This window comes from Myxococcus sp. MH1 (assembly GCF_059738865.1).
On sequence record NZ_AP026947.1, the window covers coordinates 6,397,754 to 6,424,514 of the forward strand.

Here is a 26,761-nt window from a genome sequence, read left to right on the forward strand (position 1 = left end):
CGCGAGGGCTCACGGCGCGCTGCGGAAGACGATGCGAATCTCGCTGGAGAGCGGGTTGCCCTCGTAGTCCGTGAGCACCGTGCGCAGCACCAGCGTGTACTGCGTGTTGGGCGTCAGCACGACGCCCTCGGCGAAGGCGGCCTCCACCGTGTACGGGACGTCGCCCCGCTCCACGTCCTCGTCCAACTCCGGCACGGGGGGCGCGGTGAGCACGAGCGGGAGCTCATCCCGGCCGGAGAACACCGCGATGCCCGGGCGCAGACTGCGAAGGTCCATGGCCTCGGAGAAGGTGACGCGCAGGGCGCCTCCCCTCGGCAGCGTCTCCCCTCCTCCCGGCGCCGTGGAGACGACCCGGGGCGGCACCGTGTCGCGCGGCAGGTAGATGGCGTCCCCGGGCTCCAGGCACCCGGAAAGCGCCGACAGCGCGAGCACGCCCGCGAAGAACCGACTCGAGCGCGCGCCCATCAGCGGCACCCCTTCTGCGCCAGGCTCTCCGACGAGTGGCACTTGAGGCAGGCGCGGTCATTCGCCGACGCCAGCTTCTTGCACGACTGCGCGAAGCCCGCCGGGTGCGGGTTGATCTGCCGCCGCGGCGACAGCTCCGAGTGGCAGCTCATGCACGACTCCTCGCGGTGGCAGGAGATGCAGCTGGTCAGATCCCGCGACGCGGCGATGCCGTGGTGCTGCGGTCCGGGCAGCTCCACCCACGTGGTGTAGTCCGGGTGCACCTTCTGGTTGCGCGGCCGCAGCGACTGGGCGGCGTCCATGCCCACGCCCGCGCGCTCGTGGCAGGCGGCGCAGAAGGACTGGGCGCGGTGGCAGCTCTCGCACCGGGGCGAGTTGGTCCGGGCCTGCACCGGGTGCAGGGTGATGAAGTCGTTGGGGTGGATGGACAGCGGCTTCTGCATGCCGTCATGGCACGTCTGGCAGTAGCTCTCGCTGTGGCACTGCATGCAGACCAGCCGGTCCGTGGACGCGCGGGCCCCGTGGTTGAACTCGAAGCGCGGGCCGTGGTCCAGGCCCAGGGGGTTGCCCTGCATGGGCCGCAGCAGGCCCGAGTCGAACGTCAGCTTGAGCCGGCCGGACGGCTCCGTCGGGTGGCAGGTCGCGCACGTGTTCGAGGCCACGGTGCCGTCGTGGCACTTGAAGCACGTGGCCATCTTCGGCAGCTGGTTTCGCGTGCCCAGCTTCACGTCCTTCATCTCGCCGTGGCACACCGAGCACTCCACCTTCTTGTCCACGTGCTGCTGGTGGCTGAAGTGCAGGTTGGCCGGAGGCATGGACAGCTTCGCGGGCTCCTTGCGCACGGTGGCGTCGAAGCCCGGGTGGCAGGTGTTGCACGCGGACGGAGGGTCCGTGGGCTTGCCCTTCCGACCCGCCTCGATGTCGTGACAGGTCTCGCACTCCTCGTGGCCTGGGAGGTTCAGGTCCTTGGAGGACGCGCTGGCGCGGGCCGAATCGTGGCACGTGGTGCACTCGGCGCCCGCCTCCAGGTGCTGGGCGTGGTCGAAGCGCAGCGGGACGTGCTGGGCGGGATAGACGGCCAGGCTGCGCTCGCGGGCCGTGGCGGCCCAGGCGACGCCGGCGCCCACCAGCATGGCGAGCGCGGCCAGGGCGAGCAGTGCATGTCGGTTCTGACGGTGAAGCATCTACAAGCTCGCCTTCAGGTCGAAGAGGAGGAAGGCCTTGGTGTCGGAGTCGGTGAAGGGATTGAAGTTCTGCTCCACCACCAGCGACAGCCGCGTCGCGCGCGTCAGGGCCCGGCTGGCCCACACCTGGGCGCCGTAGAAGTTGCCCCCCAGGCGCGCGTTGAAGCTGTCGAAGATGCGCGCGAAGGACACCCGCGCGTCCAGCGTGAAGCGCTCCCGGTCGAACGTGTAGCCACCGGTGAGGTCGCCCCAGAGCTGGTCTCCGCCGAAGCCCGTGCGGTACGTCACGTCCAGCGCCGAGCGGAACGCGCCCGAGCGCCACGCCGCGCCCGCCGCCCCACCGACGCTGGTGGACTCCGGCGCGCCCTCCGCGTCCACTTGCGAGGCGATGGCCATCTCCGGGTTGACGTTCTCGTTGTACCGGCTGCCCAGCGCCTGCACGTAGAAGCGCAGCGGGCCGGGGGTGAACACGTCCACGCGCACCCGCGCCTCGTCGCGCGGCGCCCACGCGAAGTAGTACCAGATGGAGTCCGCCGACAGCACGGGCGACAGGCGCATCACCTCCAGCGTCGTCGCGACGCGCGTGCCGTCCCAGCGCACCTGCGTGCGCACCTGGGCCACCTTGCCCTGCAGCACGTCGTAGTCCACGCCGGCCAGCGCGTTGAGACCCAGGCCCCGGCCGTAGCGCGCCTCCACCGTGGCGCGCTCCAGGTCCGTCTTCCCCTCCACCATCGCCTTGCGGTAGCCCACCGCGGCGTTGAAGCCCTTCAGGTCCTCGATCAGCAGCTTGGCGCCGAAGACGGGCTCCATCGACGTCAGCGTGGGGTCCGCGCCCGCCACGCCCTGGTCCAGCCGCCGCGAGTCGCTCTCCCGCGTACCGTCCGGCTGATACACGGACGAGCCCAGGAAGCTCGCGCCCTTCACCCACAGGCCGCCGTACAGCTCCGCGCCCAGGCCCATGCGCGTCACGTAGCGCGCGCGCAGCCCATCGAACGCGATGATGTCCGAGACGTCCGTGTAGAGCTGACGGCCCAGCCGTCCCTCGAAGCCGCCCTTCGCGTAGCGCACGTACGCATGCAGCAGCTCCGCGTCCTCGGACTTCAGCCCGTCGACGCGCTCGGCCTCACCCTTGGGCAGACCGAAGTCCGCCCAGATGCGCATGTTGGACTCGAAGCCCAGGTCCTGCCCCGTGGCGAGCTCGAAGGCGTTGAGCCCCAGGTACTGGACGATTCGCCGCCTTGGCAGCAGCACCGGGTCGTCCGACGTGCTGCCACGCCACGCACGAATCTGGTACGCCTGCGCCTCGGTTCGCGCTTCCACCAGGAACGCCGACGCGTGCGACGTCGTTGCTCCCAGCCCCAGGCCCAGGGCACAGACAGCGCCAAGGATTCGAGGGGGCTTCCACCACGTCCGCTGCACCGTTCGAGCCAGGATGTAGGACGTCAAGGTGCTGACAGTATAGAGAACCTGCTGTCGCGACAGTTCAGCTTTTCGCGTCAAGGAGACGACAAATTGGAAGATTCCGCCCCCAGCGACGCCGCGCCCCTCGGGCCGACGGGCCCCTCCGAGCCTCCCCTTCCGGAGCCCAGGAGCCCTCGGATGCTGGCGCTCGGCGGGGCGGCCCTGGCGCTGGTGCTCTTCATCCTGGTGGGCGGCTCCGTCCAGTTGCTCAACGCGGCCTTCGGTATCTGGTTCACCGAGGTCTTCATCTTCATGGCGCTGGGGTGGCTGCTGCCGCGCCTCGGAGGATGGAAGCCCGCGCTCTTCACAGGGCTGACGCCGCTGCATCCGGTGTCGACGCTCTTCGGCTTCCTGTTGGGCATCGCCAACTTCTTCGCGCTGGTGGTGCCCATCCAGTTCACCGCGCAGAAGCTCGCGCCCGAGTGGATGAGGGAGATGTTCGATGGCTCGCGGCTCTTCGAGCAGCAGACGCCGGTGGAGCTGGCCATCATCCTGGCGGGCGTGACGGTCGCCGCGCCCATCTGCGAGGAGCTGTTCTTCCGAGGCGTCTTCCAGCGGGGCCTGACGCCCCCGTCGCCGCGCTCGCCCACGACGGCCCTGGTCATCTCCGCGGTGGTGTTCAGCGCGTTCCACCTGGACCCGGTGGGCTTCGTGGCGCGCGTGGAACTGGGCCTGCTGTTCGGCTGGCTCTACCTGCGCACCGGCTCGCTGTGGCCCGGCATCGCCGCGCATGCGGCCAACAACCTGGTGTCCTCGGCGGCGTTCCTGGTGGCGAAGTCGATGGGCACCGAGGCCGCGGACACGGACACCAACCCCCAGGACGTGCTGATGCTGGCGAGCCTCGGCTGGGCGGGAGTGCTCGCGCTGCTGGGCATGTCGCGGTGGGTCCCCGTCTGGGGCACCGGCATCGCGGTGAGCGACGCGCGCGCGCGGGAGACGAAGCCCGTGCCGTCGCTGGCGAAGCTGGTGCTGCCGTGGGTGGTGGCCGCGACGGTGTCCCTGGTGCTGCTCGCCGTGGTGGACCGGCGCGGCATCGCGCTCAACCTCCATGACGTGGCCCACCCGCTGGCGCCACTCAAGAAGGACGCGCCCGCGGGGCTCCAAGCGGAGCGGGAGTCGTTGCAGGAACTCCGCGAGGCCGTGCGCCGGGGCGAGGCTCCGCTGGAGGCGTACAGCGAGGAGCGCACGCGTCAGGCGCGCGCACACAAGGCCGAAGGCGGTACCAAGTCACCGTGAGCGGGCGCGAAGCCAACGGTTGGGCGCTGATGGGCGCCGCTCACTGAACGACTTGCGTACGTGGTGCCGCCACCCCGACGCTGGCGGCCCTCATGCCATGGAGCAAGCGCGGTTCGTCACGTCGCCCTGACGCTGGTCGTCTCGGCGCGGCGTGCCACCGCACAAGACAGCGCGCCCACGAGCCCATCACGGACAGGAGCGCTGGCGAAAGGTCGCGCCTGTCCCATATTCGCGGGCCAGCACCTGACGTCTTCCGCGACAAGGGAGGACCGGAGCGGACTCCAGCCCCCCACTTCAGACGAAGCGATACGAGCTCACGTGGAAGACGGGCCCCACCATCGCGGCGGTGAGCACGTCCTTGTCCACGCGGCCCTCGGCCTCGATGCGGTGGCCGTCCTTCTTGATGTGCCGGTCGCCACCCGCGAGCTGGTACGTGGTGCCGTCATCGGCCTCCAGCACCCAGACGCCCGTCTCGATGTCTCGGAACACCACGCGCCCTGTGAGCGTCACGGCACGTCCTCACGCTTGAGCATGGCGCGAGCGACGATGAGGCAGACGACCGTGTTGAAGCCCAGCCACGGCTTCGCCAGGAACGCGAAGGGCATCCACGACAGCGCCGGAGCGCCCGCCCACGCCGAGTACGCCAGGAAGCCCGCGAAGCCCAGCGCGAGGCCCCCCACCGCCGAGCGCATCCCCTTCCATCCGATGGCGGGCAGCGACAGCAGCACGGGGATGAGCGCGCTGTAGAACAGCGGGTTCACCGTGCGGCCCCGGCCGAAGATGATGCGCTCCCAATCCGGGATGGGCAGCGAGGCCATCTCCACCACGTCTCCCGCGGCGCCCGCCGTGCCCATGAACCAGGCGCGCACGAAGTACACGCCCACCGTGGAGAGCAGCAGCGGCACGAGGAACGCTGGACGCAGCAGCGCGTTGAGGTACCCCGGGCGCTCACGGCCGCGCAGCGTCAGCAGCACGAAGGCCAGCAGCGCTAGCGCCCAGTACAGCGGCGGCCAGCGCGACATGCCACCGCCGAGCGACGCCAGCGACGCCTCCGCGTTGAGCAGGCCGTGCCCGTACTGCTCGGTCCACGCCTGGTCCGCCACCTTGGTCGCACCCGCATACAGCGCCTTCTCCACCTCGTCGGGCCCCTTGGCGCCGGCCGAGTACAGCATCGCGGCCACCGCGGCCACGTGCGGCGTGGCCATGCTGGTGCCCTGATACGAGGCGTAGACGGAGCGCGACACGTCCCTCGGGTCGATGGTGTTCTGGATGATGCCGCCCGCGTCCCCACTGCGCTTGTCACCACCGGGCGCGGCGATGTCCAGCTCCTTGCCATAGGACGAGTACGGCGCGAGCGAGCCCTCCGGCCCCACCGCCGACACCGCCACGGCGCCGGGATAGGCCGCGGGGAACTCCACGTGCGCGCGGCCGCCGTTGCCCGCAGCCGCCACCACCGTGACACCCTTCTTGCGGGCGTACTCCACCGCCTGAGCCATCACCTGCGAATAGCCGCCGCCGCCCAGCGACATGTTGATGACGTTGGCGCCCTTGTCCGCCGCGAAGCGGATGGCGTCCGCGATGTCCGCCGTGGTGCCACCACCGAAGTGGTTGAGCACCTTCACCGGCATCAGCGTCGCCTCGAAGGCCACGCCCGCCACGCCCTCATCGTTGTTGGTGGCCTGCGCGATGGTGCCCGCCACGTGCGTGCCGTGGCCGTGGTCATCGTTGGCGTGCTCGTCGTCGTTGACGAAGTCGTAGCCGGCCACGAACTTCACGCCCTTGAGGTCGGGCACCTGCTTGAAGTCCTCGTGGTCCTCGTACGCGATGCCCGTGTCCAGCACGGCCACGACGACACCCTTGCCCCGGCTGCGCTCCCAGGCCTTGGGCATGTCGATCATCTGGAGGTTCCACTGCCGCGCGTACTCCGGGTCATTCGGCGTGAAGCTCGCGCGGACCTCCATCAGCGGCTCGGCGGCCTCGACGCTCGGGTGCCGGCGGATCTTCTCCAGCACGCCCGCCACGTCGTCCACGCCCACCGCCAGCGTGAGGGCCTCGTCGGCGCTCTCCACCGAGTTGAGCTCCAGGTCCACGCCCCAGTCGGCCTCCCAGGCGTCGAACTCCGCCTTGGTGGTGCCGTCCTTGAAGTCCACGACGATGGCGTGGGGCACCACATCCACCGCGTCCGCCAACGAGGCGGGAGGCGGCGCAGGGCGCTCGGCTTCGCTCTGGGCGGACTTGCACGCGGGCGCCACCGTCACGGCCAGGGCCAGCGCGGCTCCGCCCAAACTCCATCGCACCATCCGCATCGGGTTGCTCCTTGAGGAACGAGGCACGCTTCCGGAAGACCCTACGAACGAACGGAGAAATGATTGGGTCTGCACGGACAGTCTGTACGCCCACTCTCCCGGCGTGCAAGTGCGGGAGGCTGAAGAAATGTGAAGAAGTCCGCTGGGTTGCGGAGCATCGGTCAACCGCCGGAGAGGCGCTGGAGCCAGGTGGACAGGGCGTGCCCCACCTGCGGGAGGTTGCGTTGGAAGGTGGCGCCCGCGTCGTCGATGACCTCGAAATCCCCCCCCGCCCGGGCCACCGCCGCCGACACCGCCGCCCGAGGCATCCGTGCGTCCCCCTCCCCCTGGACCACCAGCAACGGGCACGTCACGCGCCCCAGCACCGCCGGGTCCACGTCCGCCGGCGCGACCAGGCACAGGCCCCCCACGGCGGGGAAGCGCGCCTGGAGCGCCAGGGCCACCTGCGCGCCGCCGTGCAGCGACGCCACCGCCACCGCGCTCGTGCCGGCCGTCTCCAGGAGCACCCGCATCGCCGCCTCGGCGTCCTCGAGCAACGCCAGGTCCTTGCCCCGCTTGCCCTGGCTCGCGCCCACGCCCCGGTGGTTGAAGCGCAGGGTGGGAAAGCCCGCGCTGGCCGCCGCCCAGGCGAGCTCCGCGGCGATGACGTGATCCATCCCCCCACCCTCGTCCGGCCGCGGCGGGATGATGAGCAACGGAGGCGCGCGCTTGCCGCGATGCGCCGTGCCCTCCATCACCTCCGCGCCCACGGGGATGAGCGTGGAGCGCTCCAGGAACTGACCTTTCTGGACCATGGAATCCACCATAGGAGGGCGGGCGCCGGACCGATACTCCTGCCCGCACCGCCCCTCGGAAGGCCTCCAACCCTGGAGATCGCCTCGGGTTCGGCTCGGCTTCCCCGCTTCACTCGGGATGTGACGCGACAAGTCACCACGACGCACCGCGTCGGAATTGAGTGTTTGGAGCGAATTACCGCGTTCGTGCGCAACTTCGGACGGCTTCCTGGGACAATGGGGCAAGGACGTCATCTTCCATCCCCCCGTCGTAGTCCGCAGGAGCCCTCCAGCATGAGCACCATCGAGCGTGGCCGCCCCGTCGTCGGCACCACCCCCCGGACCCCTGTTGGCCGCACGTCGGAAGTGAACACCGTGGCGACGCCGGCGGTGCAGCCGAGCGCGGCGCGCGCGAACGCGGTGGTGGATGGCTTCGAGAGCGGCAAGGCGAGGGGCACGGCGACGGTGGCCGGTGTCTTCACGGCGCCCCCGGGCTCGAAGGACAAGGTCTACGACGGCAAGCTGGTGGGCGCTGGTGGCCAGACGTTCGAGCCCGGCACGCCGCTGAGCGACATCCCCGCCTTCACGCCGAAGAACAACCCGAACGCGACGGCCACGGTCATCTACACCAACGGCATGCGCACGGACCTGGCCAAGCAGACGGCGGAGCTGCAGGCGCTCGCGGACACGACGGGCATGCGCACCATCGGCATCCACAACTCCACGCAGGGCACCGTCGCCGACCTGTTCCAGGCCGTGAAGGACAAGCTGGACAAGGGCACCAACCCGGCCGTGGATACGCTGGCGGACACCGTCTACAACGAGCTGAAGGCGGGCCGGGACGTGCACCTGGTCGGCTACAGCCAGGGTGGCCTCATCACCTCGCGCGCGCTGTCGGATGTGGCGCGCCGGCTGCGCATCGAAGACGGGATGACCAAGGAGCAGGTCGAGCAGACGATGAGCAAGCTGAACGTGGAGACGTTCGCGGCCGCCGCCTGCACCTACCCGGACGGCCCCAACTACGTGCACTACATCAACAACCGCGACGCGGTCCCCACGCTCTTCGGTCTGGGCGGCAAGGGCTGGAGCCCCGCGGACATGCTGCGCCACGCGGGCAAGGGCGCGCAGGTGCACTACTTCTCCGAGGACACCGTGTTCTCGGGCGCGCACTCGCTGGTGGGCACGTACCTGAACCACCGCGTCCCGTTCGAGCAGGCTCGCGCCGGCCAGTTCTGATGGCCCACACGCCAGTCGTGGTAAACCACCACCATGACGCGTGACGAGGCCACTCAACTGGTGCAGGAGTATCTTCGGGCTCAGGGCGTCCACCTGAGCCCCGGGCTCAATCCCAAGGGGCTCGGTGGAGTGTCGGTGGGCGAGGCGCAGCTGTACTTCGAGCACTCCGAGGACACCGGCGAGCTCAAGTGCAGCGCCCTCATCTATCGCTTCCGTGACGCGCCCCGCCCCGGCGTCCTCGAGGGCTTCCGCTCCGAGCAGGCCGCAGGCACGGACGCCGGCGGTGGCACGGTGGACTTCGAGTCGGAGAGCAAGAGCCTCTTCCTCAGCCGCTCGTACCAGACGCCGCCCATCGACCTGGTCTTCGCCTCGGAGCTGAGCAAGCTCATGGCGGCGAGCCTGCGCTGGGGCAGCGAGGTGTTCGAGCGCGTGGCCTCCAAGGTCATCCCCGCGAAGTGACGTAAGAGGGCTTCGGACATGGCGCTCGCGTTCTCCCGCCACCTGCAGTGGCTCCTGTCGACCATGGGCCTGGCGAAGCCCCCTCCCCCACCGGGCGGCCCGATGACTCGCGAGGCCGCGCGGGAGCTCGTGCGCTGGTATCTGCAGACGCAGGGCGCGGGGATGAGCGAGGGCCTCAACGCGCAGGGCTTCGGCGGCGCGATGGTGGGCGACGCGCAGCTCTACTTCGAGCACCACGAGGCGACGCAGACGCTCGAGTGCAGCGCGCTGGTGTACCGCTTCCGCGAGGACCCGAAGCCGGGCGTCATCGACGGCTTCCGTCGTGAGGCCGAGGAAGGCACCGACGCGGGCGGCGGCACCGTGGACTTCGAGGCGGAGAACAAGAGCCTGTTCCTCAGCCGCGACTACACGCAGCTGCCCTCGGGCTCCGCCTTCACGAAGGACATGGAGCGGCTGATGAAGGCCAGCCTCACGTGGGGCACCACCGTGCTGGACCGCGTGGCGTCGCGCGTCTTCGGGACCTGAGCGCGGCGCAAGTCCGCAAGCCGCATACCTCGGCTTCTCGCGCCTCGCAGCAAGCCAGGGTGGTGAGGCACCGGCCGGAGCACGGCCACTCGCCTGGGGCACGCACCCTCCCCGACCGGGAGGGAGCGACACTCATCCCCCAAGCTCCGCGGCGCCCCCACGCGACGGCGAGCAGCAAGCGCGCGTCAGACGGCCTGCAGCACGTAGAACTTGAGGTACTTCCCCTCCGGGAACTGCAGGCGCACCGGGTGGTCTGGCGGCTGGTAGCGCTCCTCGACGAGCGCCAGGTCCACGCCGGCCTTGAAGCCCGCCTCGCGCACCGCGCCCATGAACTCATCCGGGCTCACGCGCGCCGAGCACGACGCCGTGGCCAGCAGCCCACCGGGCCGCAGGATTCCCAGCGCCTGACGGTTGAGCGACGCGTACCCGTCGATGGCGGCCTGCACCGCGCGCTGACTCTTGGCGAAGGCGGGCGGATCCAGGATGAGCAAATCAAACGTGCGGCCCTCGTCCTTGAAGGACTGGATGACCTTGAACACGTCCGCCGCGAGGAAGTCGTGCTTCTCCGCGGGCAGCCCGTTGCGCGTGAAGTTCTCGCGCGCCAGGGCGATGGCCTCCGGGTCCAGGTCCACCGAGAACACGCTGTTGGCCCCGCCCAGCGCCGCGTTGACGGAGAAGCCGCCGCTGAAGCTGAAGCAGTTGAGCACGTCGCGGCCCTTGGCCAGTCGACGGATGAGGTGACGGTTCTCCCGCTGGTCCAGGAAGAAGCCCGTCTTCTGTCCTCGCCACACGTCCACCATGAAGGTGACGCCGCGCTCGCGGATGGCGATCTGCTCGGGCGCCTCCGGGCCGTACAGCATGCGCCCGGTGCCTCGGCCCTCGTCCTCCTCCACGTCGTCGCGCGCCACCTCGTCGCGGCCGACGATGCCCTTGAGCCCCGGCACCCCGGCCTTCAAGGCCTCGATGATGAGCGGCCGGTACGGCGTCAGGCCGGCCGAGTACAGCTTCATCACCGCCCAGCCCGCGTAGAGGTCCACCACCACGCCCGGCAGGCCGTCGCCCTCGCCGTGGATCAGGCGGTAGCTGTCCGTGTCCGTCAGGTCGATGAGCGACTGGCGCTCGGCCAGCGCCTGGCGCACGCGCCGGGTGATGAAGCCCGCGTCCACCGTGTCCCGCGAGTCGCGCGTCAGCACCCGCACGGCGATGGCCGAGTGCGGATCGTAATACCCGCGCGCGACGAACTTCCCGTTCTCCGTCAGGTCCACCACGCTGCCGGCGGGGATGCGCGGCACGTGCTCCAGCGCCTTGCGGAACACCCACGGGTGCCCCGCGCGCAGGTGCCGTCCCAGTCCGCGCGCCAGCTCCAACTTCACGACATTCACGGTGTCACTCCTCACGAGCCCTTCGGCTCCGCCGGGCCAGCAGCGTCCGGGCCAGCTCCTCGAAGCCCTTGCCCTCCGCCGCCCGGGTGATGAAGGCCGGCGGCGCGTCGATGCGGTCCAGCACCGCGCGCACGTTGGCCACGCCCACTCCCAGCTCGAAAGCCTGGAACATCGGGGCGTCGTTGAAAGAATCCCCCACGTACACGTAGCGGCCGTCCCGGGGCTCCAACTTCTCCCCCCACGCCACCCGCGCGAATCTCCGCGTCGCGCTCAGCTTGTCGAAGCGGCCGAGCCAGCAATTCACATGCACCGACGAGCGCACCGCCGTCACGCCTCGCGCGTGCAGCAGCGACTCGATGCGAGCAGCACCCTCCTCACCGAGGCGGGCCTCCTCGTTGTAGTCCACGGCCAGGTCCACTTCCGTGTACGCGCTGTCCACCGACAGCCGCGCGCCGGGCACCTGCTTCAACACCCGGGCGACCTCGGCCTGGAGCCTGCGCCGGTTCGCCACGCGCTCGGCGGGCGCCTCCAGGTACACCTTGCGCAGCCCTCGCTTGCCGCGCAGGAAGAACAGGCCGCCGTTCTCCACGATGACGCCGTCCACCGGGAGCTGTCGGGCCCACGCCTCACCCCACCCCGCCGGACGACCGCTCACCAGCACCACGCGCAGCCCGGAGTCGGACAGCCGCTCCAGCGCTCGCACGGTGTCCGAGCGCAGCTTGTGGCCCGTCGTCAGCGTGCCATCCACGTCCGTGAAGACGCCCTCGACACGGGACAGGTCCGCCTCGCGCAGCGGGCGCGGCGTCACGACCTTGCTGGAGGCCGGCATCACATCACGTCCAGTTGGGCGAGCAGTCCCTGGAAGATCTCGATGGTCGCCCCCAGCTCAGGGCCCGTGAGCTGGGCCAGCGGCTGCTTGCGCGCCTTGCGCAGGAACGCGTCCATGTCCGACGCGCGCCCGTAGAGCGCCTGGGCCGCCTGGGCCGCCTCGGCGAGCAGCCGCGCGGACACCGGCGCGTCCTCGTCCACCAGCGACAGGGCCCGCTCCAGCTTCACGCCGCAGGAGGCCCACACCTCGCGGTCGTGGATGATGAGGATCTGCCGCTGGTTCACCGCGGACAGGCCGCGCACGAAGGTGTCCAGCTCGCTGACGACCTTCAGCAGCTCCTCGCGCGAGGGGTTGGCGAGGATGGCCAGCCGCCCCACCTCCGCGCGCATCTCCACGATGTGGCGCTTGTCCTGCGCGCGCAGGTTCCGGTACGCGGCCGTGCGGCCGAACGCGTCCATCTCCGTCTGGAGCTGCTGCGCGTTCCACTGCACGTCCTGCGCCTCCGCCTCGCGCACCTTGTTGAGCCGCGCCGTCAGGATGCGGCCCAGGTCCGCGGAGATGGCGCGCACCGTCACCGCGGCCTTCACCTCCGCCTCGTGGCCGGGCACCACCTGCGCCCGCGTCACCTCGCCCAGCGTGCTCGCCGTCTCGAACACGAGGTTGCTGACGCGCTCACGGAAGCTCGAGCGGAAGCGCTGGATCTCCGCCAGCAGCGTCCACCGGTCGCTCACCACGGACGGGTTGCGCATGGCCTCGCCCAGCTGCGTGATGCCCTGGGCCAGCTGCGTCATCGCGTCATGCATCAGCATGCCCGGGTCCTTGGTGCCGCTCAGGACCAGGTCGGCCAGGTTTCCACCGGGCTGCGCGGGGAACTGCACGCGGATGACGTTGAGGAGCGCGTTGACGTCCATCACCGTGTCACGGATGACGGGCGCCATCTCCTCCCAGAGGGAGAGGTCCGGGCTGGAATCCACCACGGGCGTCTCGTACTTCACCAGGTCCATGTCGCTCAGCCGGGCGATGGCCTGGGCGGCGGCGGCGTACACCTTGCGCAGCCGGCCGGCGAAGGCGCCGTCGGGGTGGGCCTGGAGGATTTCTTCGAGCCTCGGAGTCAGGGAGGCCTGCGGGTTCTCGGCGTCTGCGGACACGGGGGGCACACTCTAGCGCTCGACTTCCGCGCGGGGGAGTTCTAGCACTCGGACCGGGGCCGCGCCGCAAGGCCCGGGAGCGCTACGGGATGATTCAGGTCTGTCTGCTGAAGGACGGAGCCCTCTTCACCGGGGGTGAGGAGCTGCTCGCCGAGGAGGGGCGCAAGTGGATCGACGTCCTCCAGCCCGACGAGGCGCAGATGGCCCGGCTCGCCGAGCGCTTCGGCCTGCACAAGCTGGCCGTCGAGGACTGCCTCCACCTGGACCAGCGCCCCAAGCTGGAGGAGTACCCCAACCACGTCTTCGTCGTGCTCCAGGGCTTCAGCGCGGGCAAGGACGTCTGCCAGCTCACCCTCCATGAGCACCACTTCTTCCTCGCCAAGGAGTGGATCATCAGCGTGCACGAGCTGCCCTTCAACGGGCTGGAGTCCGTGAGACAGCGCGTGCGCGCGGACCCTGCCACCACCCTGGGGCGCGGCACGGACTTCATCCTCTACCTGCTGGCGGACGGGCTGGTGGATGCCCAGTTTCCCATCCTCGACACGTTCAGCGACGAGCTGGAGGACCTGGAGGTGGCCATCTTCGAGCAGGTGGAGAAGGCCCAGTTGCAGCGCATCTTCGAGCTGAAGCGGATGCTGGTGCAGCTGCGCCGGGTGCTCTCCCCCCAGCGCGACGTGGTGGGGCTGATGGCGCGACGAGGCATCCCCCACGTCGACGAGCGCTCCACGCTCTACTTCCGCGACGTGTACGACCACCTGGTGCGGCTGTACGAGCAGATCGACGCGGGCCGCGACATCCTGGGCAACGTGATGGACGGCTACCTGTCGATGGTGGCCAACAAGACGAACGACATCACCAAGCAGCTCACCATCTTCGCCACCATCTTCCTGCCGCTCTCGTTCATCGTCGGATTCTTCGGGCAGAACTTCGATGCGCTGTCGGGACGGGGCTCGTACATCGCCATGTGGGTCTCGATTGTCGCCCTGCCCGTGTCCCTCTTCTTCTGGTTCAAACGCAAGCAGTGGCTGTGAGGCCGCTCGCTGGAGGATGCATGCCGACCGTCACCGTGAATGGCCTCTCCCTGCACTACCGCGACGTGGGCCAGGGCCCGGCGGTGGTGCTGCTGCACGCCTTTCCCCTCAACGGGGAGTCCTTCGATGCGCAGGTGAAGGCCCTGTCGGGCCGCTACCGCTTCATCCTCCCGGACACGCGGGGCTTCGGCGGGAGCGGGCTCGGCGAGGGCCCCACCCTCATGTCCCTCATCGCCCAGGACACCCTGGCGCTGCTGGATGCGCTCGGCATCGACCGGGCCGTGGTGGGTGGAGTGTCCATGGGTGGCTACGCGGCCATGGCGCTGCTGCGCGAGGACGCGGGGCGGGTTGCGGGCCTCGTGTTGATGGACACGCAGTGCACCGCGGATGACGACGCGGGCAAGGCGCGCCGCGAGGCCTCCGCGAAGGAGGCGCTCGAAAAAGGCGTGGAGCCCGTCATCCAGGCCCTGCTGTCCAAGCTGGTCGGCTCGGGAGCGGATTCACCCGTGGGTCGCGCGGTGGAGGCGCAGATGCGCGCGGCCTCGCCCCAGGCCATCGCCGCCGCCCAGCGTGGCATGGCGCTGCGTCCCGACAGCAAGGACATCCTGGCGCGCTACGCGGGGCCCGCGTTGATGGTGGTGGGAGAGCACGACGCCATCACCCCGCCCGAGAAGGCGAAGCAGATGGCGGACCTGGTGACGGGAGCCCGGCTGGAGGTCATCCCCGGCGCCGCGCACCTGGCCAACCAGGAGCAGCCCGAGCGCGTCAACGCGGTGCTGGACGCGTTCCTCGCGTCACTCTGAGGAGCTCAGCGCCCACGGGTCGCCAGTCGGCGGGCCTCCTCGAGGACATGCGCCTTGAGGAGATAACCGAAGCCCGCGTTCTGGATGCGGGTGACGAGCTCCTGACGGGTGGAGCCCATGTGCTCGGCGACCTCGTCCAGGTTCCACCGGGATTGGGCGAGCCGTTGCAGCAGGTAGGCGCGACGCGTCTGCGCCGCGGAGAGGCGGTACGTCTTCAGGTATTGAAGCGTGCCGTCCTTGTCCACGATGGCCTCGCCCAGGTGGTTCTCCGCCGACGGGACCAGGCTCGTGTGGAAGCGCTGCAGGAGATACGGGCCGGCCTCGTACACCTTCTGTGACGACACCTCGACGCCGAAGAGGCCTCCGGCCATGAAGCCGTGGAAGGCGCCCCAGTCCTCGCGCATGCGCGTCACCTCCGCGCGCAGGTCACCGAGGCTCGACACCCGCTTCGCGTCCAGCGGCGTCCACAGCTCGACGACCTCCTGGAGATAGCCGTACTGGAGCAGCAGCTCGCCGTAGAAGTCCTCGAGCAGCGTGCGGTGCAGGACGCGGTAGTCGTCGGGATGCGAGACGACGAAGGCGGACAGCAGCTCATCCGCGTTGAAGAGCAGCAGGCCCACCTGCTTCTCGTGGACCTCGAAGGTGCGCAGCGCCCCGTCCAACACCGAGCTGAGCCACCCGGGGACGGAGGACTCCATGCGGGGATTGAGCCCGTAGGTCAGCGCGTCGCGCGAGTACTCCGACCAGGCGATCTCCGGCCCGCCGAAGTGCTGCGCCAGGAAGCCCTCCATCGCCAGATGCAGGGGCAACATGCGCAGCTGGTTCTTGTCCTCGCGGTGCACCATGCGGTGCAACAGGCGCACCGGGACGGGGCCGGCCATCACCTTCTTGCCGTCACGCGCGTTCAGCCGCGTGCCGTAGACGGCGTCCGCCTGGCGCTGGCCCCAGCTCACCACCATGCCGTGCGGGACGTAGGAGATGTACTTGAGGCCGCGGCCCTCGAGCTCACCCGCCAGGGACACCACCGCCGCCCACTCCGAGTACTCGCGGCGCGCGAAGCGCAGGTCGTCCCGCACCTCGTCGCGGAGCACCGGCACCAGCCGCATGCGGTTCCACGCCTGCGCGGGCGCGAAGCGCAGCCCGTGCGCCTCCAGTCGCCGGATGAGTCGCGTGTCGCTCATGCCTCCACCTCGTCCGCGCCTTCATGCACCTGGGGCTTCAGCCACGAATCCACGCGTCCGGACAGGTAGCGCTCCAGCTCCGCCAGCGACGCCGTGCCCTCCGCGAAGCGCGCGAACCCGAGCACCGTCGGGACGTCCTCGGCGTCTCGCACGCCCACCGTGGCCACCGCTCCGCCGAACGAGCGCGGCGCGTACTCCTCCGCGTCGAAGACGGGATTGACGTGCACCAGCGCGGTGCGCCGGTCCCGGTCCAGGCGCTCACGGAACACCCGCGTCAACTCCGCCACCGCGCCCGGCGGGTCATTGTCGTAGCCATCCGAGACGATGACCACCAGCTCCGCGCCCCACTCCAGCGCATCCAACAGCGGCGTGGCCAGGTCCGTCTGCCCGCGCGCCGACACCGTCAACGGGTCCTCCACGGGCTCGCCCGTCCAGAAGGCCCGGTACTCCCGCGCCGCGGAGGACAGCAGGTAGTGCGTCGCCATCGCCACGGCCAGCGGACGCCGCCGCTTCTGCAGCGAGCCCGACGTCGAATAGCTCCGGTCCAACACCGCCGCCACCTTCCCCAACGCGGGCTTCGCGCGCGCCAGCACCCGCGCCGCCGAGCCCTCCAGCGCGGTGTGCAACTCCTCGCGGCGAGAGGCCCGCGCCTCCGCCTTCAATGACAACACATACAGCGCGAGCTTCGTCAGCGGCGCGCGGGACAGGTCCACCGCCGGCTCCACGCCCCCCTCGCGCGCGGCGGACTCCTGGAGTCGCAGGCGCTCCGCCTGGGTGAGGCGCGGCTCGATGCCCTGGAGGAACACGTCGCGCGGGACGCCGTGCTTCTGCGCCAGTCCCTCCGCCACCGTGTAGGGCAGCTCGTAGAGCGCTTCTTGCGCGAAGTGCGCCCGACGAAAGGATTCGAACAGCGGCTGGGTGAAGACCCGCTTCTTCCAGCCCTTGAAGAGGAACGGCCCCAGCTCGCCCTCCAGCTTCACGTGCCCGTGCACCACCGCCGCGCGCAGCTTGGAGCGGTACTTCACCGCGTCGAAGGAGAGGTTCGAGCGCCCGGCCAGGTACTCCCGGACGATGGCGCGGCTGCGGCGGTTGTTGACGTGCCGCGAGCGCAGCGACTCCAACACCCGGAACGCGCGCTGCGTGGGCAGCCGGCGCAGCGCCGCGGCGATGAGGGCCCCCTCCTCCGCTCGCCCGGCCGGGTCCACGGGACTGCCGGCGGCGAGCAGGTTGAGGATGATCTGCGCCTGGTTGAAGTGGTTGATGCCCGCCGCGAGCGTGCGGCGGTAGAGGCGCCGGTAGTTGCCCAGGATGTACTGGTGCAGGAACTCGATGGAGACCGACTGCCCGCGCGCGTCACCGTAGAACTCCCGCTGGCCCGTGCAGGAGAAGCACGCGTTGACGAACATCACCAGGTCCTCTCGGGCGACCTGTTCGATACGGACTTCTGCGGGCAAGGCCATCGCGCGCACTGCCTCCGGGAAGACGAGAGGAGCGCCGCTCGGGGAAGAGTGAAACGACCAGCGTGTCAGGCTCCAAAGGCTTGAATCGGAAGTCGCATCGGAGTCCCGCGAGCGGCGCGCCGAGGCTACCACACGTCGCGCGCCGGGGACTCCTGACGTCCGCCTTCACCGCCTCACGGCTGGCACGACACCTCGGTGTCCTCCACCACGCAGGAGGTGCACGAGGCCGTCTCCACCAGGATGCCCTCGCGGCACTCCAGGATGGCCTTCCCGTCCTGACGGCACAGGCCCCGCCCCTCGGCGCTGGCCGCGCACGCATCCCCCGGGCCGTTGCCGGAGGTGTCACAGCGCACCGCCTCGTCAGACTCGCGGCACCCCAGCGGGCCCCGGCACGGCAGCTGCCGCCACTTGCCGGAACGACACTCCAGGGCCAGGACGGCCTCCTGACAGATGAAGCTCCCCGGTTCGTCGCAGTCGTCCCCCGAGCCGGGGCCACCGCAGGCGGTGAGGAGGAGGGAGCCAACAGCGGACACGAGTGCGAGGAAGGAGCGGTTCATGGGCTGAACCCAATATTTCGAGCGTCCCGCTCCCGGTCAACCACCCAGTGTCGACTGGAAGAAACGCCGGAAGTTTGCGCCCATCACACGTTCCACCCAGGACTCCGGATGGCGGCGCAGCAGTGCCGTGGTGAGCAGGCGCAGGTCCGTGACGTCCTTCATGCCCTTGGGCAAGGGCACCATGCCGTCGTAGTCCGAGCCCAGGCCCACGCCCTCCTCGCCCATGACGTCCACCGCGTGCTCGATGTGGCGAACCACGTCGTCCACCGAGTCTCCGCCCAGGTACACGGGGGCGAAGATGATTCCCACCACCCCACCCCGGTCCGCGATGAAGCGCAGCGAGGCGTCGCTCAGGTTGCGCCACCCGCCCCCCGCCGCGCGCACCCCCGTGTGCGAACAGAAGTAGCGCACCGAGGGATGGGAGAAGAGGTTCTCCAGGGTGCGCTCGGAGGCGTGCGCCACGTCCACGCTCAATCCCAGCCGGGCCATCTCCTCCATCACCTCGTGGCCCAGCGTCGTCAGCCCCCGGTTGCCCATCATCGGGAACGAGGAGCCGCCCAGGTCATTGTTCGACAGGTGCGTGAGCCCCATGAAGCGCACACCCCGGCGGTGCAGTTCCGCCAGCCGCTCCACCTTCCCCTCGATGGCGTGCCCGCCCTCCACGCCCAGCACCGCGGACAGCCGCCCCTGGGCCAAGTTGTCGTCCAACACCTGACGCGAGTCGGCCACGCGCACCGTGTCCCCGGAGCGCTGGCAGAACTCCGCCATGCGCTCGAGCTGCCACAGCGCCCGCGTCCACTCGCTGGCGCGCGCCTCCCGAGGCCAGCCGCGCCACGCGGCGAACACCGGGAAGCCGCCGATGAAGGGGAAGCCCCGGGTGACGATGGTGAAGCACTGCAGCTTCACCCCCGCCTCCCGCAGGCGGGGGAAGTCCACGTGCCCCTCGTCGGAGCGGACACACAAATCCCGGTTCCACATGAGGGAGTCCGCGTGTCCGTCCGCGATGCACCAGCGCTGGTGGAGCTCGTTCACGTCACCCATAGGTGCCTGAGTCTGCCCATCCCACGGCCCCAGACAAGCACCCTCCGACCCACGCCGGGCTCATGTCCCGGTGGCGATGACGCCACGGGGGAAGGCGAGCCCGGCCAGCGCGTCCTCCGGGGACAGCACGTCCGCGGCCTGCCCCCGGGAGCGCGCCTCCTGGCGCACCTGCAGGGCCTCCCGCGCGGCCTCCGGCGGGCCATACGTGTACCCCCGCCCCGCCAGCACCCCGCGCAGCGCGTCCCGCAGCTCCAGCGCCGTCTGGAAGCGCTCCTCCGGCTCCCGGCGCAGCAGCCGCGCCAGGATGGAGCGCAGCGGCGAGCTCAGGGACCGCGTCGCATGCTCCACGTGCTCCGGCGCGAAGCAGGCCACGCGCGCCGCCATCAACGGCAGGGGCAGCCAGCTGGGCGACTCCGCCTGGAGCACCTCCGCGTCCGCGTGCGGGCCGGCCGCGAGCGCCGCGCGCTCCACCGGCTCCAGGTCCAGCAGGTGCAACCCGGTGGCGAGCTCCAGCAGCACCACGCCCAGGGAGAACAGGTCCGAGCGCCCGTCGACCGGGCGGCGCAGCAACACCTCCGGAGACGCATACGCCAGGTCTCCGCGGACCACGTGGCCTTCGGTGGCCACGCGCCCCGGCAGCCGCGCCCACGCCAGCGCGAAGTCCGCCAGCTTCACGTGGCCGCGCGCGTCCAGCCGCAGCGTGCGCGGGCTGACGTCCCGGTGCACGAGCCCCAGGGGCCTGCCCCGGTCATCCTCCAGCGAGTGCGCGTGGTGGAGCGCGTCCGCCAGCTGCTCCCCCACGTAGGCGGTGAAGGCCTCCGAGAGCGGCCGGCGGCGCAGCGCCGCGAAGCTGATGAGCGTCTCCAGGCTCTGGCCCTCCACGTACTCCATGACGAGGTGGGGCGAGCCGTCGTGCACGCGCACCAGGAACACCCGCGCGATGGACGGGTGCGACAGCCGCATCAGCAGCTTGACCTCCTCGCGCAGCCGCGCCCGACCGAGTTCGTCCTCCGCGTCCATCAGGCGCTTGATGAGCACCAGGTCGCCAGGCGAGTCCGCGTAGTGCCTGCGGGCGAGCAGCAGCTCCCCCGAGCCACGCGAGCCCAGGTAGCGGATCAACTCATAGGACGTGGCGCCCGCGGAGAAGAGGATGAAGGGTTTGAGGGAAGGCTGGTCCGGGTGGTGGGTGCCCATGCGAAGGACGGCTCCTGATGCGAAGGACCTCCCCAGGGTTGGGAAGGCGTGAGGAAACCTCACGCATCCTCCCTACCATCCAGGTCCGACACGCACTTCCGACCCTTCAGAATGGATTCAGGGAAAAAAGGAAACGGCCCCCACCGGAGTGGGAGCCGTCCCTGGGCCGCCCGTGAGGAGACGAGCCGCCCGACCGCGCCCCGTGGGTTACTTGGTGGGCGTCACGTTCTGCGTGACGTTCAGCTCGCGGACCACCATGTCCTTGCCATCCATGACGTACGACGCGCGGACCTGGTCACCCTCCTTCAGGTCACCCAGCTTCACCTCCTGGTTGTTCTGGAGGATGCGGCTCTGGTCGTTCGTCTTCAGCTTGAGCTGACGGTTGTTGGAGGTGTCCACCACCGTCAGCGAGCTGCCGCTGGTGGAGAGCACGCGACCGGACACGTTGGTGGTCGCCGCCATGGCGCCCGCCGTGCCGGAGCCACCCTGGGCCAGCTCCTCGTTGCGATCACGCTGCGCCTCGGCGAGGTCCGCCTGCTCATCGCGGACGTCCTCCTGGGCGCTGGCGATCTCCTCGTTCGCCTCACGCTGGGACTCGGCAATGTCCTCCTGCGCGTTGCGCTGGGTGTTCGCGATGTCCTGCTGCTCGTCCTGGCGAATCTCCGCCACCTCCTGGCGGGCTTCGCTCTGCGCCTCGGCGACGTCCTGGCGCTGCTCCGCCACGTTGTCCCGCTTGCTGCAACCGGTCACCATCGCCATCGCCGCGACCGCACCGACCGCCATCATGAGCTTGCGCATGTTCGTCCTGCCCCTTTCGGTAGGCTGTCCGGAGTGAGTGTTCCCCGGTGTTGGACAGAAAGTGAGCGCTCCCCTCGAACTTGCACAGGGCTTGCGCACACGCGCGGGAGGACACAGGGGGCCCTCGGCGTGCGCCCGGGCCTTGCTCGCCCGGCCGCTCTGCGTGGGAACATTCCCCGACACGGCCCATCGGAGAGAAACGGATTGCCTCCTGAGAGGCGCCGGCTTCTCCCCGTGCTCCAGGCGCTGATGGACTACGGCCCCGCGTCGCCGCCAGCGTCCGGAGAACCGCCATCCGGCGCGCCGCCGCCCGCGTCGGCGTCATCGCAGAACGGAGCGCCGCCCTCCACCCAGCGGGCGACGAGGGCACGCTGCTCCGCCGTGGGCAACGGGACGGTGGTCGGCGAGGGCGGCATGTCCTGGAACACCGAAGTGCGCGCGCGGATTCTCTCCGCCTTCGCGAAAGCGCCCGGCAGTCCACCACCGTCCGCGCCGCCATCCGGCGCCACGTAGTAGTCCAGCCGGAACGAGGACTGGCCGCTGCCGCTGGTGTCCGCGCCGTGGCAGGTGCTCACGCAGCTGGCGGCGAGGATGGGCTGCACGTCGTCGCAGTACGTGGGCACCGGCCCCGCGTCGGTGGGGCCCGCGTCGGCCCCGGGCAGGCCGAGCACCTCGCACGTGCGCCCCTGCCCCTGCCTCACCGCGACACAGACGTGCGTGTCGGGACAGTCGCCGGCCGTCTCGCACGTCTTGCCGGTGAAGTCCGCCACGTCGATGGTGCAGGCCACGAGGAGGGCGGCCGCGCCGGTGGCGCCCGCGAGGAGTTTCTTCATGTTGGGCTCGGGAGAAACCGGGGACGAAGGAAGCGAGGGGGAACGGCCGCGACGTCAGGGCCCGGCATCGGGGCTGTCACAGAAGGGAGCACCACCGGCCACCCAGCGCGCCACCAGGGCCCGCTCCTCGGCGGTGGGCTGGGTGACGCCGCTGCCCGAGGGAGGCATGTCCTTCAGGTCCGACGTGCGCACCCGGATGCGCAGCGCCTTGGCGCGCGCGCCCGGCGCGCCGTTGCCCGTGGGCTCGTAGTAGTCCAGCCGGAACGAGGACTGGCCGCTGCCGCTGGTGTCCGCGCCGTGGCAGGTGCTCACGCAGCTGGCGGCGAGGATGGGCGCCACGTCCTTGCAGTACGTGGGCACCGGCCCCGCGTCCGTGCCGCCGTCGGCCTCGGCGTAGCTGGGGGGATAGATGACCTCGCACGTGCGCTGGCCGTCGGCGGCCACGGCGGTGCAGGCATACGCGGAGGGGCACTCGGTGTCGTCCGTGCAGGCGCGCCCGGCGAGGTCGTCCACGTTGATGGAGCAGGCCACGGCCACCAGCACGGCACCGCAGGCCAGGAGGGGGACAGGAGAGCGGAGGGCCACGGGGGGCTCGGTCAGAAGTGGTAGGTGAGGCTGGCGGTGTCGGCGGCCTCGTCCGGGAGCAGCTCCAGCACCAGCCCGTACAGCACGGCGGCGCCCGCGGCGGCGTACATCAGGTTGGCCGCGGTGGACGCCGAGCGGGCGCGGTCCAGCGTGCTCCTCGCCTCCCGGGCGGACGACAGGCTCTGCGCGCGCTTGGCCTCTCCCTGCGCGAAGAAGCCCAGGCCCAGCCCCCCCACGGCCAGCACGCCGCCCGCGACGAAGGCATACCGGTGACCGTGCAGCAGGGGCTGGGGCGCGCGGACAGGGGCATCCAGGGTCGCGACGGGGTCCGCGGCGGCGGCGGTGACGGGCAGCCCGAGCGCGACGACGAGCGCGGTGGAGACAAGCCTGCTGGGAGCCATGAGCATGGCGCCGAGTATAGCGGTGACGCTGGCGGACGTACTGCCGGAGTGTGCGTTGACAGCACGAGAGGGCCCCTGTAGTGCGTGCCCGGGTCCCCATCGCAAGGAGCCGTGACGCCGTGCAGGTCTGGGTCAACGGAGAAACGCGCGAGGTGCCGGAGGCCATCACCCTCTCGGCGCTGCTGGAGTCGCTTCGGGTCGGCGGCCCGGGCGTGGCCGTGGAGGTGAACGCCGAGGTGGTGCGCCGCGCCCGCCACCCCGAGCACCGCCTCCAGCCGGGGGACCGCGTGGAGATCGTCACCTTCGTCGGCGGCGGGTAGCGAGGAGATGGCCATGAGCATCCAGGACAAGCCCTTCACCATCGCGGGGGTGACGTTCTCCTCCCGCCTCATCCTGGGGACCGGCAAGTACCCCAGTCACGCCATCATGAAGCAGTGCCACGAGTCCTCGGGCACGGAGATGGTCACGGTGGCCGTGCGCCGGCTGGACCTGAAGGCCACGGGCGAGGCGTCGCTCATGAGCTTCATCGACCGGCAGAAGCTGCGCCTGCTGCCCAACACGGCCCTCTGCTACACGGCCGACGACGCGGTGCGCACCTGCCGGCTCGCCGAGGAGCTGGGCATGAGCAAGTGGGTGAAGCTGGAGGTCCTCGGCGACGAGAAGACGCTCTACCCGGACGTCGAGGAGACGGTGAAGGCGGCGCGCATCCTGGTGAAGGAGGGCTTCACCGTGCTGCCCTACACCAGCGATGACCCCATCACCGCGCGCAAGCTGGAGGACGCGGGCTGCGCGGCGGTGATGCCGCTGGGCGCGCCCATCGGCAGCGGCCTGGGCATCCGCAACCCGCACAACCTGCGCCTCATCCTGGAGACGGTGAAGGTGCCCGTCATCGTCGACGCAGGCGTGGGCACCGCGTCCGACGCGGCCATCGCCATGGAGCTGGGCGTGGACGGCGTGCTGATGAACACCGCCATCGCCGGCGCGCAGGACCCGGTGCGCATGGCCGTGGCCATGAAGAAGGCCGTGGAGGCGGGCCGCGACGCGTACCTCGCCGGCCGCATCCCCCGGAAGGCCTACGGCTCCGCGTCCAGCCCCATCGACGGCATCGTCCAGTAGCCTTCTCCGCGGACGGACAGGACGCTCCCGTGGCGCCCACCCTCCCCCGGCTCGTCGTCATCACCGACTGGCGCCTTCCTCGGGGGCGCCTGCTGGAGGCGTTGTCCCGCGCGCTGGACGCGGGACCGGACGTCGCCGTGCAGCACCGCCATCCGGAGGCCACCTCGCGCGGGTTCCTCGAGGAGGCCCGGGTGCTCGCCGCGCTCTGCCATGCCCGGGGCAATCCGCTGTTCATCAACGGGCGGCTGGACGTGGCGCTGCTGGTGGACGCCCATCTGCACCTGCCCGCCCACGGGCTGCTGCCCGCGCAGGTCCGCCCTCGCCTGCCCGCGGGCCGACTCCTCAGCGTGGCCGTGCACGACGAGGCCGAGGCCCTGGATGCGAGCGGCGCCGACCTGGCCCTGGTGAGCCCCGTCCACGCGCCCGGCTCCAAGCCCGGGGATGCGCGGCGACCGCTCGGTCCCGAGGGGTTCCGTGCCCTGGCGGGCAGGCTCGGGTGCCCGGCGCTCGCGCTCGGGGGCATCACGAGCGAGCGGGCCCTTGCGCTGGAGGGCGCGGCGGGGGTGGCCGTCATCTCGGCGGTGCTGGAGGCGGAGGACCCGGCGCGCGCGGCGCGCACGCTGCTCGCGGCCTGCCCGCCCCGGGCTATGCTGCCGGTCCCGTGACTTCACCTGCCTCCGCATCCGCGCTGCGTCCCCTGGCCCTGGGGGAGCTCATCGACCGCTCCGTCACCTTCTGGCGCGGCCACCTCAAGCCCCTCTTCGTGCTCAGCCTGGGCTACTCGCTGGTCAACTACATCGCGACCAAGGGCGTGCTCCAGCTCACGCGGGTGCTGACGCCCATGCTGTACTCCCCCGACCAGCAGGTGCTGGCCCAGCAGAAGCCGTTCGAGATGCTGGGGCAGTCCGCCCTCGCCATGGTGCTGTGGGGCGGGATGTTCTCGTTCCTCATCTGGAGCTACTGGCTGGCGATGGTCGCCACCTCCCGCTTCGTGGTGTCCACGCAGCTCGGCACGCCGGTGAGCCCCGCGGACAGCCTGCGCCGCAGCCTCTCCATGGTGGGGCCGGTGACGGGGGCGTTCGTGTTGTCTTTGGGCTGGTCGCTGCTGGTGATGCTGGTGGCGTGTGTCCCCGGCATCATCGTGCTCGTCGTGGGCGGAGTCGTGTCGGCGATGGGCTCGCAGGCGCTGGGCGCGGTGGTGCTCATCCTGGGTGCGCTGGTGCTGGGCCTGGGCATGGTGGGTGCCATGCTCTGGTACTTCCTGCGCTTCCTGCTCTTGCCGCCGGTGCTGGCGATGGAGGACCTGGGCGCGTGGGCCGCCTTCCAGCGCTCGGGGACGCTGCTGTCGGGGCGCGTGGAGCCGGGCTTCATGGGGCGCGTGGTGGTGCGGGGGATGATTCTCTTCACCGTCGTCAGCCTCATCCTGTTCTCGGTGCACCTGCTGTTCGGCATCCCCTCCTGGCTGGTGATGCTGCCCTACGGCAACCCGTTCTCCGCGGACACCATCGCCCGCACGCCCCAGTGGCTGCTGGTGCCCGTCGAGCTGCTCCAGGTCATGGCCCAGTCCTTCTTCTCCCCCGTGAACTTCGTCGTCTGCGCGTTCTTCTACCTGGACCTGCGCGTGCGCCGGGAAGCCCTGGACCTGGAGCAGCGGCTGGGCGGTGATACCTCACCGACGTCGCCGCTCGCCGCCTGACCTCGCGCGCCCGTGTCCGTGTCCTTCCTGCCCTTGATGCTCCTGCTGACCGCGCTTCCCTGCGAGGAGCGGGAGGACACGGCGCGCTCGCTCGAGGAGGCGCTGCGCGCGGGCCCCTCCGAGGTGTCCGCGTCACTGGAGCGACTGGAGCGGAGGCTCGGGGGAATCCCGCTGCCGCCTGCACCCGAGGACGCGACGGATGCTCAGCGCGTCGAGCAGGTGACGGCGTTCCTCGAGCGCGCGTGTGGCTTGCGTGAACAGGAGGCCCGCTCCGGCGAGCCGGTGACGGAGTTGCCCGGGAGCGAGCAGCAGCGACTGAAGTCCGTGTTGGACCGGCCGGAGTTCGCTCGCGCGCGGCAGCGGCACGGAGATCTGGTGAAGCAGTGGCTGCGCAAGCTGGAGGCGTGGCTGGAGGGACTGTTCGAGTCGCGCGAGGCCCAGGGCTTCGCGGTGGCGACTCGCACGGTGATGCTGGGACTGGCGATGGCGCTCGTGCTGTGGGGCGTGCTGAAGGTTCGCGCCATGCGTCGGGGGCGCGCTCCGGGGCGAGCACAGGACGGTGTCGGGCCCGCGGCGCCGCTCGTGCTGGACGCGCCACCGGAGCACCTGCGACGCGCGCGCACGGCCCTGGCGAACGATTCACGCGAGGCGATTCGCGAGGCACTGCTGGCCATGCTGTCCGCGCTGGAGGAGCGCCGGCTGGCGCGCCCCGATCGCGTGAAGACGAACCGGGAGCTGGCCTCGGAGCTGCCGTCGCGAGGGGCCCCCGCCTCGCTCACCCGGGAGGTGGAGCGTCTGGTGGAGTGGTACGACCACGCCTTCTACTCCCTGGCCCCCGTCCCCGTGGACGAGGCCACGCGGTTCCTCGAAGCGGTGGAGCGGCTCCTCGGCACGCTCGGCGCGGAGGCGGCGGCATGAGCTGGCCGACGACACGCAAGCTCGTTCCGGCGGCTGAAGCCGGACCTCAGTCGTCGCTGCGACCGCGTGACCTCGGCGGGTCGACGACACGCGACAGCCTCGCCGCTGAAGTCGGGAGCCTGTTTCATCCCGCGCGAAGTGCG

General features: G+C 70.6%; 29 protein-coding genes. 11 read left to right on the forward strand and 18 right to left on the reverse strand.

What is annotated here, in order from left to right; genetic code table 11:
• Positions 1–9 precede the first annotated feature (9 nt).
• The 3 genes from AC6JA9_RS24775 to AC6JA9_RS24785 are packed head-to-tail and all read right to left on the reverse strand — an operon-like array spanning position 10 to position 2,969.
• The gene (locus AC6JA9_RS24775; RefSeq protein WP_223747728.1) at positions 10–465 is read right to left on the reverse strand and encodes an Ig-like domain-containing domain; all 456 of its coding nucleotides are present in this window, start codon (positions 463–465) and stop codon (positions 10–12) included.
• The gene (locus tag AC6JA9_RS24780; RefSeq protein WP_223747727.1) at positions 465–1,649 is read right to left on the reverse strand and encodes a cytochrome c3 family protein; all 1,185 of its coding nucleotides are present in this window, start codon (positions 1,647–1,649) and stop codon (positions 465–467) included. The genes AC6JA9_RS24775 and AC6JA9_RS24780 overlap by 1 nt, the downstream gene beginning before the upstream one ends.
• Positions 1,650–2,969 (reverse strand): hypothetical protein, encoded by a 1,320-nt coding sequence (locus AC6JA9_RS24785; RefSeq protein ID WP_497957940.1) that lies wholly within the window; start codon positions 2,967–2,969, stop codon positions 1,650–1,652. It lies immediately after the preceding gene.
• A 192-nt stretch (positions 2,970–3,161) separates the two neighbouring features.
• Between AC6JA9_RS24785 and AC6JA9_RS24790 the strand changes: the two genes are divergently transcribed.
• Positions 3,162–4,346, forward strand: a complete 1,185-nt coding sequence (locus AC6JA9_RS24790; protein ID WP_497957941.1) for a CPBP family intramembrane glutamic endopeptidase — start codon at positions 3,162–3,164, stop codon at positions 4,344–4,346.
• Between the two features lie 294 nt (positions 4,347–4,640).
• Here AC6JA9_RS24790 and AC6JA9_RS24795 read toward each other — a convergent pair whose 3' ends face one another.
• The 3 genes from AC6JA9_RS24795 to sglT all read right to left on the reverse strand — a co-directional run bounded on the left by AC6JA9_RS24795 (position 4,641) and on the right by sglT (position 7,446).
• Positions 4,641–4,856 (reverse strand): DUF5818 domain-containing protein, encoded by a 216-nt coding sequence (locus AC6JA9_RS24795; protein WP_223747724.1) that lies wholly within the window; start codon positions 4,854–4,856, stop codon positions 4,641–4,643.
• Positions 4,853–6,652, reverse strand: a complete 1,800-nt coding sequence (locus tag AC6JA9_RS24800) for a S8 family serine peptidase (protein WP_497957942.1) — start codon at positions 6,650–6,652, stop codon at positions 4,853–4,855. The genes AC6JA9_RS24795 and AC6JA9_RS24800 overlap by 4 nt, the downstream gene beginning before the upstream one ends.
• Before the next feature lie 161 nt (positions 6,653–6,813).
• Positions 6,814–7,446, reverse strand: a complete 633-nt coding sequence (gene sglT, locus AC6JA9_RS24805) for a type IV pili motility protein SglT (RefSeq protein WP_223747723.1) — start codon at positions 7,444–7,446, stop codon at positions 6,814–6,816.
• A 273-nt stretch (positions 7,447–7,719) separates the two neighbouring features.
• Here sglT and AC6JA9_RS24810 point away from each other — a divergent pair, with 273 nt between their 5' ends.
• The 3 genes from AC6JA9_RS24810 to AC6JA9_RS24820 all read left to right on the forward strand — a co-directional run bounded on the left by AC6JA9_RS24810 (position 7,720) and on the right by AC6JA9_RS24820 (position 9,645).
• The gene (locus AC6JA9_RS24810; RefSeq protein ID WP_223747722.1) at positions 7,720–8,661 is read left to right on the forward strand and encodes a hypothetical protein; all 942 of its coding nucleotides are present in this window, start codon (positions 7,720–7,722) and stop codon (positions 8,659–8,661) included.
• Positions 8,662–8,694: 33 nt separating this feature from the next.
• On the forward strand, positions 8,695–9,120 hold the full coding sequence (locus AC6JA9_RS24815; RefSeq protein WP_223785207.1) for a hypothetical protein: 426 nt from the start codon (positions 8,695–8,697) through the stop codon (positions 9,118–9,120).
• A gap of 102 nt (positions 9,121–9,222) precedes the next feature.
• Positions 9,223–9,645, forward strand: a complete 423-nt coding sequence (locus AC6JA9_RS24820; RefSeq protein ID WP_497960752.1) for a hypothetical protein — start codon at positions 9,223–9,225, stop codon at positions 9,643–9,645.
• Between the two features lie 185 nt (positions 9,646–9,830).
• On the opposite strand, the gene AC6JA9_RS24825 is transcribed toward AC6JA9_RS24820, so the two are convergent.
• The 3 genes from AC6JA9_RS24825 to AC6JA9_RS24835 are packed head-to-tail and all read right to left on the reverse strand — an operon-like array spanning position 9,831 to position 13,013.
• Complete coding sequence (locus AC6JA9_RS24825; protein ID WP_141324529.1) at positions 9,831–11,027, reverse strand: class I SAM-dependent rRNA methyltransferase; 1,197 nt, start codon at positions 11,025–11,027, stop codon at positions 9,831–9,833.
• 4 nt (positions 11,028–11,031) lie between these two features.
• The gene (locus AC6JA9_RS24830) at positions 11,032–11,856 is read right to left on the reverse strand and encodes an HAD-IIB family hydrolase (RefSeq protein ID WP_143097187.1); all 825 of its coding nucleotides are present in this window, start codon (positions 11,854–11,856) and stop codon (positions 11,032–11,034) included.
• Positions 11,856–13,013, reverse strand: a complete 1,158-nt coding sequence (locus AC6JA9_RS24835; protein WP_141324527.1) for a hypothetical protein — start codon at positions 13,011–13,013, stop codon at positions 11,856–11,858. Before AC6JA9_RS24835 ends, AC6JA9_RS24830 begins: the two co-directional genes overlap by 1 nt.
• An 80-nt stretch (positions 13,014–13,093) precedes the next feature.
• On the opposite strand from AC6JA9_RS24835, the gene corA reads away from it, so the two are divergent.
• Positions 13,094–14,035: a magnesium/cobalt transporter CorA gene (gene corA, locus AC6JA9_RS24840; protein WP_223747721.1), complete on the forward strand. Its 942-nt coding sequence runs from the start codon at positions 13,094–13,096 to the stop codon at positions 14,033–14,035.
• A 20-nt stretch (positions 14,036–14,055) separates the two neighbouring features.
• Positions 14,056–14,838: an alpha/beta fold hydrolase gene (locus AC6JA9_RS24845; protein ID WP_497957943.1), complete on the forward strand. Its 783-nt coding sequence runs from the start codon at positions 14,056–14,058 to the stop codon at positions 14,836–14,838.
• Positions 14,839–14,843: 5 nt separating this feature from the next.
• Here AC6JA9_RS24845 and AC6JA9_RS24850 read toward each other — a convergent pair whose 3' ends face one another.
• The 9 genes from AC6JA9_RS24850 to AC6JA9_RS24890 form a co-directional block, all read right to left on the reverse strand.
• Positions 14,844–16,019, reverse strand: coding sequence for an ARPP-2 domain-containing protein (locus tag AC6JA9_RS24850; protein ID WP_497957944.1), 1,176 nt, complete (start codon positions 16,017–16,019; stop codon positions 14,844–14,846).
• Positions 16,016–17,479, reverse strand: coding sequence for a hypothetical protein (locus AC6JA9_RS24855; RefSeq protein ID WP_497957945.1), 1,464 nt, complete (start codon positions 17,477–17,479; stop codon positions 16,016–16,018). Before AC6JA9_RS24855 ends, AC6JA9_RS24850 begins: the two co-directional genes overlap by 4 nt.
• Positions 17,480–17,652: 173 nt before the next feature.
• Positions 17,653–18,036, reverse strand: coding sequence for a hypothetical protein (locus AC6JA9_RS24860; RefSeq protein WP_141324522.1), 384 nt, complete (start codon positions 18,034–18,036; stop codon positions 17,653–17,655).
• A gap of 36 nt (positions 18,037–18,072) precedes the next feature.
• Entirely contained in the window at positions 18,073–19,077 is a 1,005-nt protein-coding gene (locus tag AC6JA9_RS24865) for a dipeptidase (RefSeq protein WP_267700648.1), read from the reverse strand.
• 60 nt (positions 19,078–19,137) lie between these two features.
• Complete coding sequence (locus tag AC6JA9_RS24870) at positions 19,138–20,271, reverse strand: serine/threonine-protein kinase (RefSeq protein ID WP_497957946.1); 1,134 nt, start codon at positions 20,269–20,271, stop codon at positions 19,138–19,140.
• Between the two features lie 207 nt (positions 20,272–20,478).
• Positions 20,479–21,069, reverse strand: a complete 591-nt coding sequence (locus tag AC6JA9_RS24875) for a hypothetical protein (protein WP_223747715.1) — start codon at positions 21,067–21,069, stop codon at positions 20,479–20,481.
• Between the two features lie 254 nt (positions 21,070–21,323).
• A complete protein-coding gene (locus AC6JA9_RS24880; RefSeq protein WP_497957947.1) occupies positions 21,324–21,902 on the reverse strand; it encodes a hypothetical protein in 579 nt (192 codons plus the stop codon).
• A 54-nt stretch (positions 21,903–21,956) separates the two neighbouring features.
• Entirely contained in the window at positions 21,957–22,487 is a 531-nt protein-coding gene (locus AC6JA9_RS24885; RefSeq protein WP_223785203.1) for a hypothetical protein, read from the reverse strand.
• Between the two features lie 11 nt (positions 22,488–22,498).
• On the reverse strand, positions 22,499–22,888 hold the full coding sequence (locus AC6JA9_RS24890; protein WP_223747712.1) for a hypothetical protein: 390 nt from the start codon (positions 22,886–22,888) through the stop codon (positions 22,499–22,501).
• Between the two features lie 119 nt (positions 22,889–23,007).
• Between AC6JA9_RS24890 and thiS the strand changes: the two genes are divergently transcribed.
• The 5 genes from thiS to AC6JA9_RS24915 are packed head-to-tail and all read left to right on the forward strand — an operon-like array spanning position 23,008 to position 26,618.
• Positions 23,008–23,208: a sulfur carrier protein ThiS gene (thiS, locus tag AC6JA9_RS24895; RefSeq protein WP_141324516.1), complete on the forward strand. Its 201-nt coding sequence runs from the start codon at positions 23,008–23,010 to the stop codon at positions 23,206–23,208.
• Positions 23,209–23,221: 13 nt separating this feature from the next.
• Positions 23,222–24,004: a thiazole synthase gene (locus AC6JA9_RS24900; RefSeq protein ID WP_074955609.1), complete on the forward strand. Its 783-nt coding sequence runs from the start codon at positions 23,222–23,224 to the stop codon at positions 24,002–24,004.
• A 29-nt stretch (positions 24,005–24,033) separates the two neighbouring features.
• Complete coding sequence (locus AC6JA9_RS24905; protein ID WP_223747711.1) at positions 24,034–24,669, forward strand: thiamine phosphate synthase; 636 nt, start codon at positions 24,034–24,036, stop codon at positions 24,667–24,669.
• The gene (locus AC6JA9_RS24910) at positions 24,666–25,700 is read left to right on the forward strand and encodes a hypothetical protein (RefSeq protein ID WP_223747710.1); all 1,035 of its coding nucleotides are present in this window, start codon (positions 24,666–24,668) and stop codon (positions 25,698–25,700) included. The genes AC6JA9_RS24905 and AC6JA9_RS24910 overlap by 4 nt, the downstream gene beginning before the upstream one ends.
• A 12-nt stretch (positions 25,701–25,712) precedes the next feature.
• The gene (locus AC6JA9_RS24915) at positions 25,713–26,618 is read left to right on the forward strand and encodes a DUF4129 domain-containing protein (protein WP_370640348.1); all 906 of its coding nucleotides are present in this window, start codon (positions 25,713–25,715) and stop codon (positions 26,616–26,618) included.
• Positions 26,619–26,761: the final 143 nt, after the last annotated feature.

Excerpts from the sequence above, each read along its gene's own strand:
- AC6JA9_RS24865 (WP_267700648.1), bottom strand. The coding sequence starts at position 19,077 with ATGGGTGACGTGAACGAGCTCCACCAGCGCTGGTGCATCGCGGACGGA.
- AC6JA9_RS24810 (WP_223747722.1), top strand. The coding sequence starts at position 7,720 with ATGAGCACCATCGAGCGTGGCCGCCCCGTCGTCGGCACCACCCCCCGG.
- AC6JA9_RS24880 (WP_497957947.1), bottom strand. The coding sequence starts at position 21,902 with ATGAAGAAACTCCTCGCGGGCGCCACCGGCGCGGCCGCCCTCCTCGTG.
- AC6JA9_RS24845 (WP_497957943.1), top strand. The coding sequence starts at position 14,056 with ATGCCGACCGTCACCGTGAATGGCCTCTCCCTGCACTACCGCGACGTG.
- AC6JA9_RS24775 (WP_223747728.1), bottom strand. The coding sequence starts at position 465 with ATGGGCGCGCGCTCGAGTCGGTTCTTCGCGGGCGTGCTCGCGCTGTCG.
- AC6JA9_RS24900 (WP_074955609.1), top strand. The coding sequence starts at position 23,222 with ATGAGCATCCAGGACAAGCCCTTCACCATCGCGGGGGTGACGTTCTCC.
- AC6JA9_RS24820 (WP_497960752.1), top strand. The coding sequence starts at position 9,223 with ATGACTCGCGAGGCCGCGCGGGAGCTCGTGCGCTGGTATCTGCAGACG.
- AC6JA9_RS24875 (WP_223747715.1), bottom strand. The coding sequence starts at position 21,069 with ATGCGCAAGCTCATGATGGCGGTCGGTGCGGTCGCGGCGATGGCGATG.
- corA (WP_223747721.1), top strand. The coding sequence starts at position 13,094 with ATGATTCAGGTCTGTCTGCTGAAGGACGGAGCCCTCTTCACCGGGGGT.
- AC6JA9_RS24860 (WP_141324522.1), bottom strand. The coding sequence starts at position 18,036 with ATGAACCGCTCCTTCCTCGCACTCGTGTCCGCTGTTGGCTCCCTCCTC.
- sglT (WP_223747723.1), bottom strand. The coding sequence starts at position 7,446 with ATGGTCCAGAAAGGTCAGTTCCTGGAGCGCTCCACGCTCATCCCCGTG.
- AC6JA9_RS24870 (WP_497957946.1), bottom strand. The coding sequence starts at position 20,271 with ATGGGCACCCACCACCCGGACCAGCCTTCCCTCAAACCCTTCATCCTC.
- AC6JA9_RS24855 (WP_497957945.1), bottom strand. The coding sequence starts at position 17,479 with ATGGCCTTGCCCGCAGAAGTCCGTATCGAACAGGTCGCCCGAGAGGAC.
- AC6JA9_RS24815 (WP_223785207.1), top strand. The coding sequence starts at position 8,695 with ATGACGCGTGACGAGGCCACTCAACTGGTGCAGGAGTATCTTCGGGCT.
- AC6JA9_RS24780 (WP_223747727.1), bottom strand. The coding sequence starts at position 1,649 with ATGCTTCACCGTCAGAACCGACATGCACTGCTCGCCCTGGCCGCGCTC.
- AC6JA9_RS24890 (WP_223747712.1), bottom strand. The coding sequence starts at position 22,888 with ATGGCTCCCAGCAGGCTTGTCTCCACCGCGCTCGTCGTCGCGCTCGGG.
- AC6JA9_RS24850 (WP_497957944.1), bottom strand. The coding sequence starts at position 16,019 with ATGAGCGACACGCGACTCATCCGGCGACTGGAGGCGCACGGGCTGCGC.
- AC6JA9_RS24830 (WP_143097187.1), bottom strand. The coding sequence starts at position 11,856 with ATGCCGGCCTCCAGCAAGGTCGTGACGCCGCGCCCGCTGCGCGAGGCG.
- AC6JA9_RS24800 (WP_497957942.1), bottom strand. The coding sequence starts at position 6,652 with ATGCGGATGGTGCGATGGAGTTTGGGCGGAGCCGCGCTGGCCCTGGCC.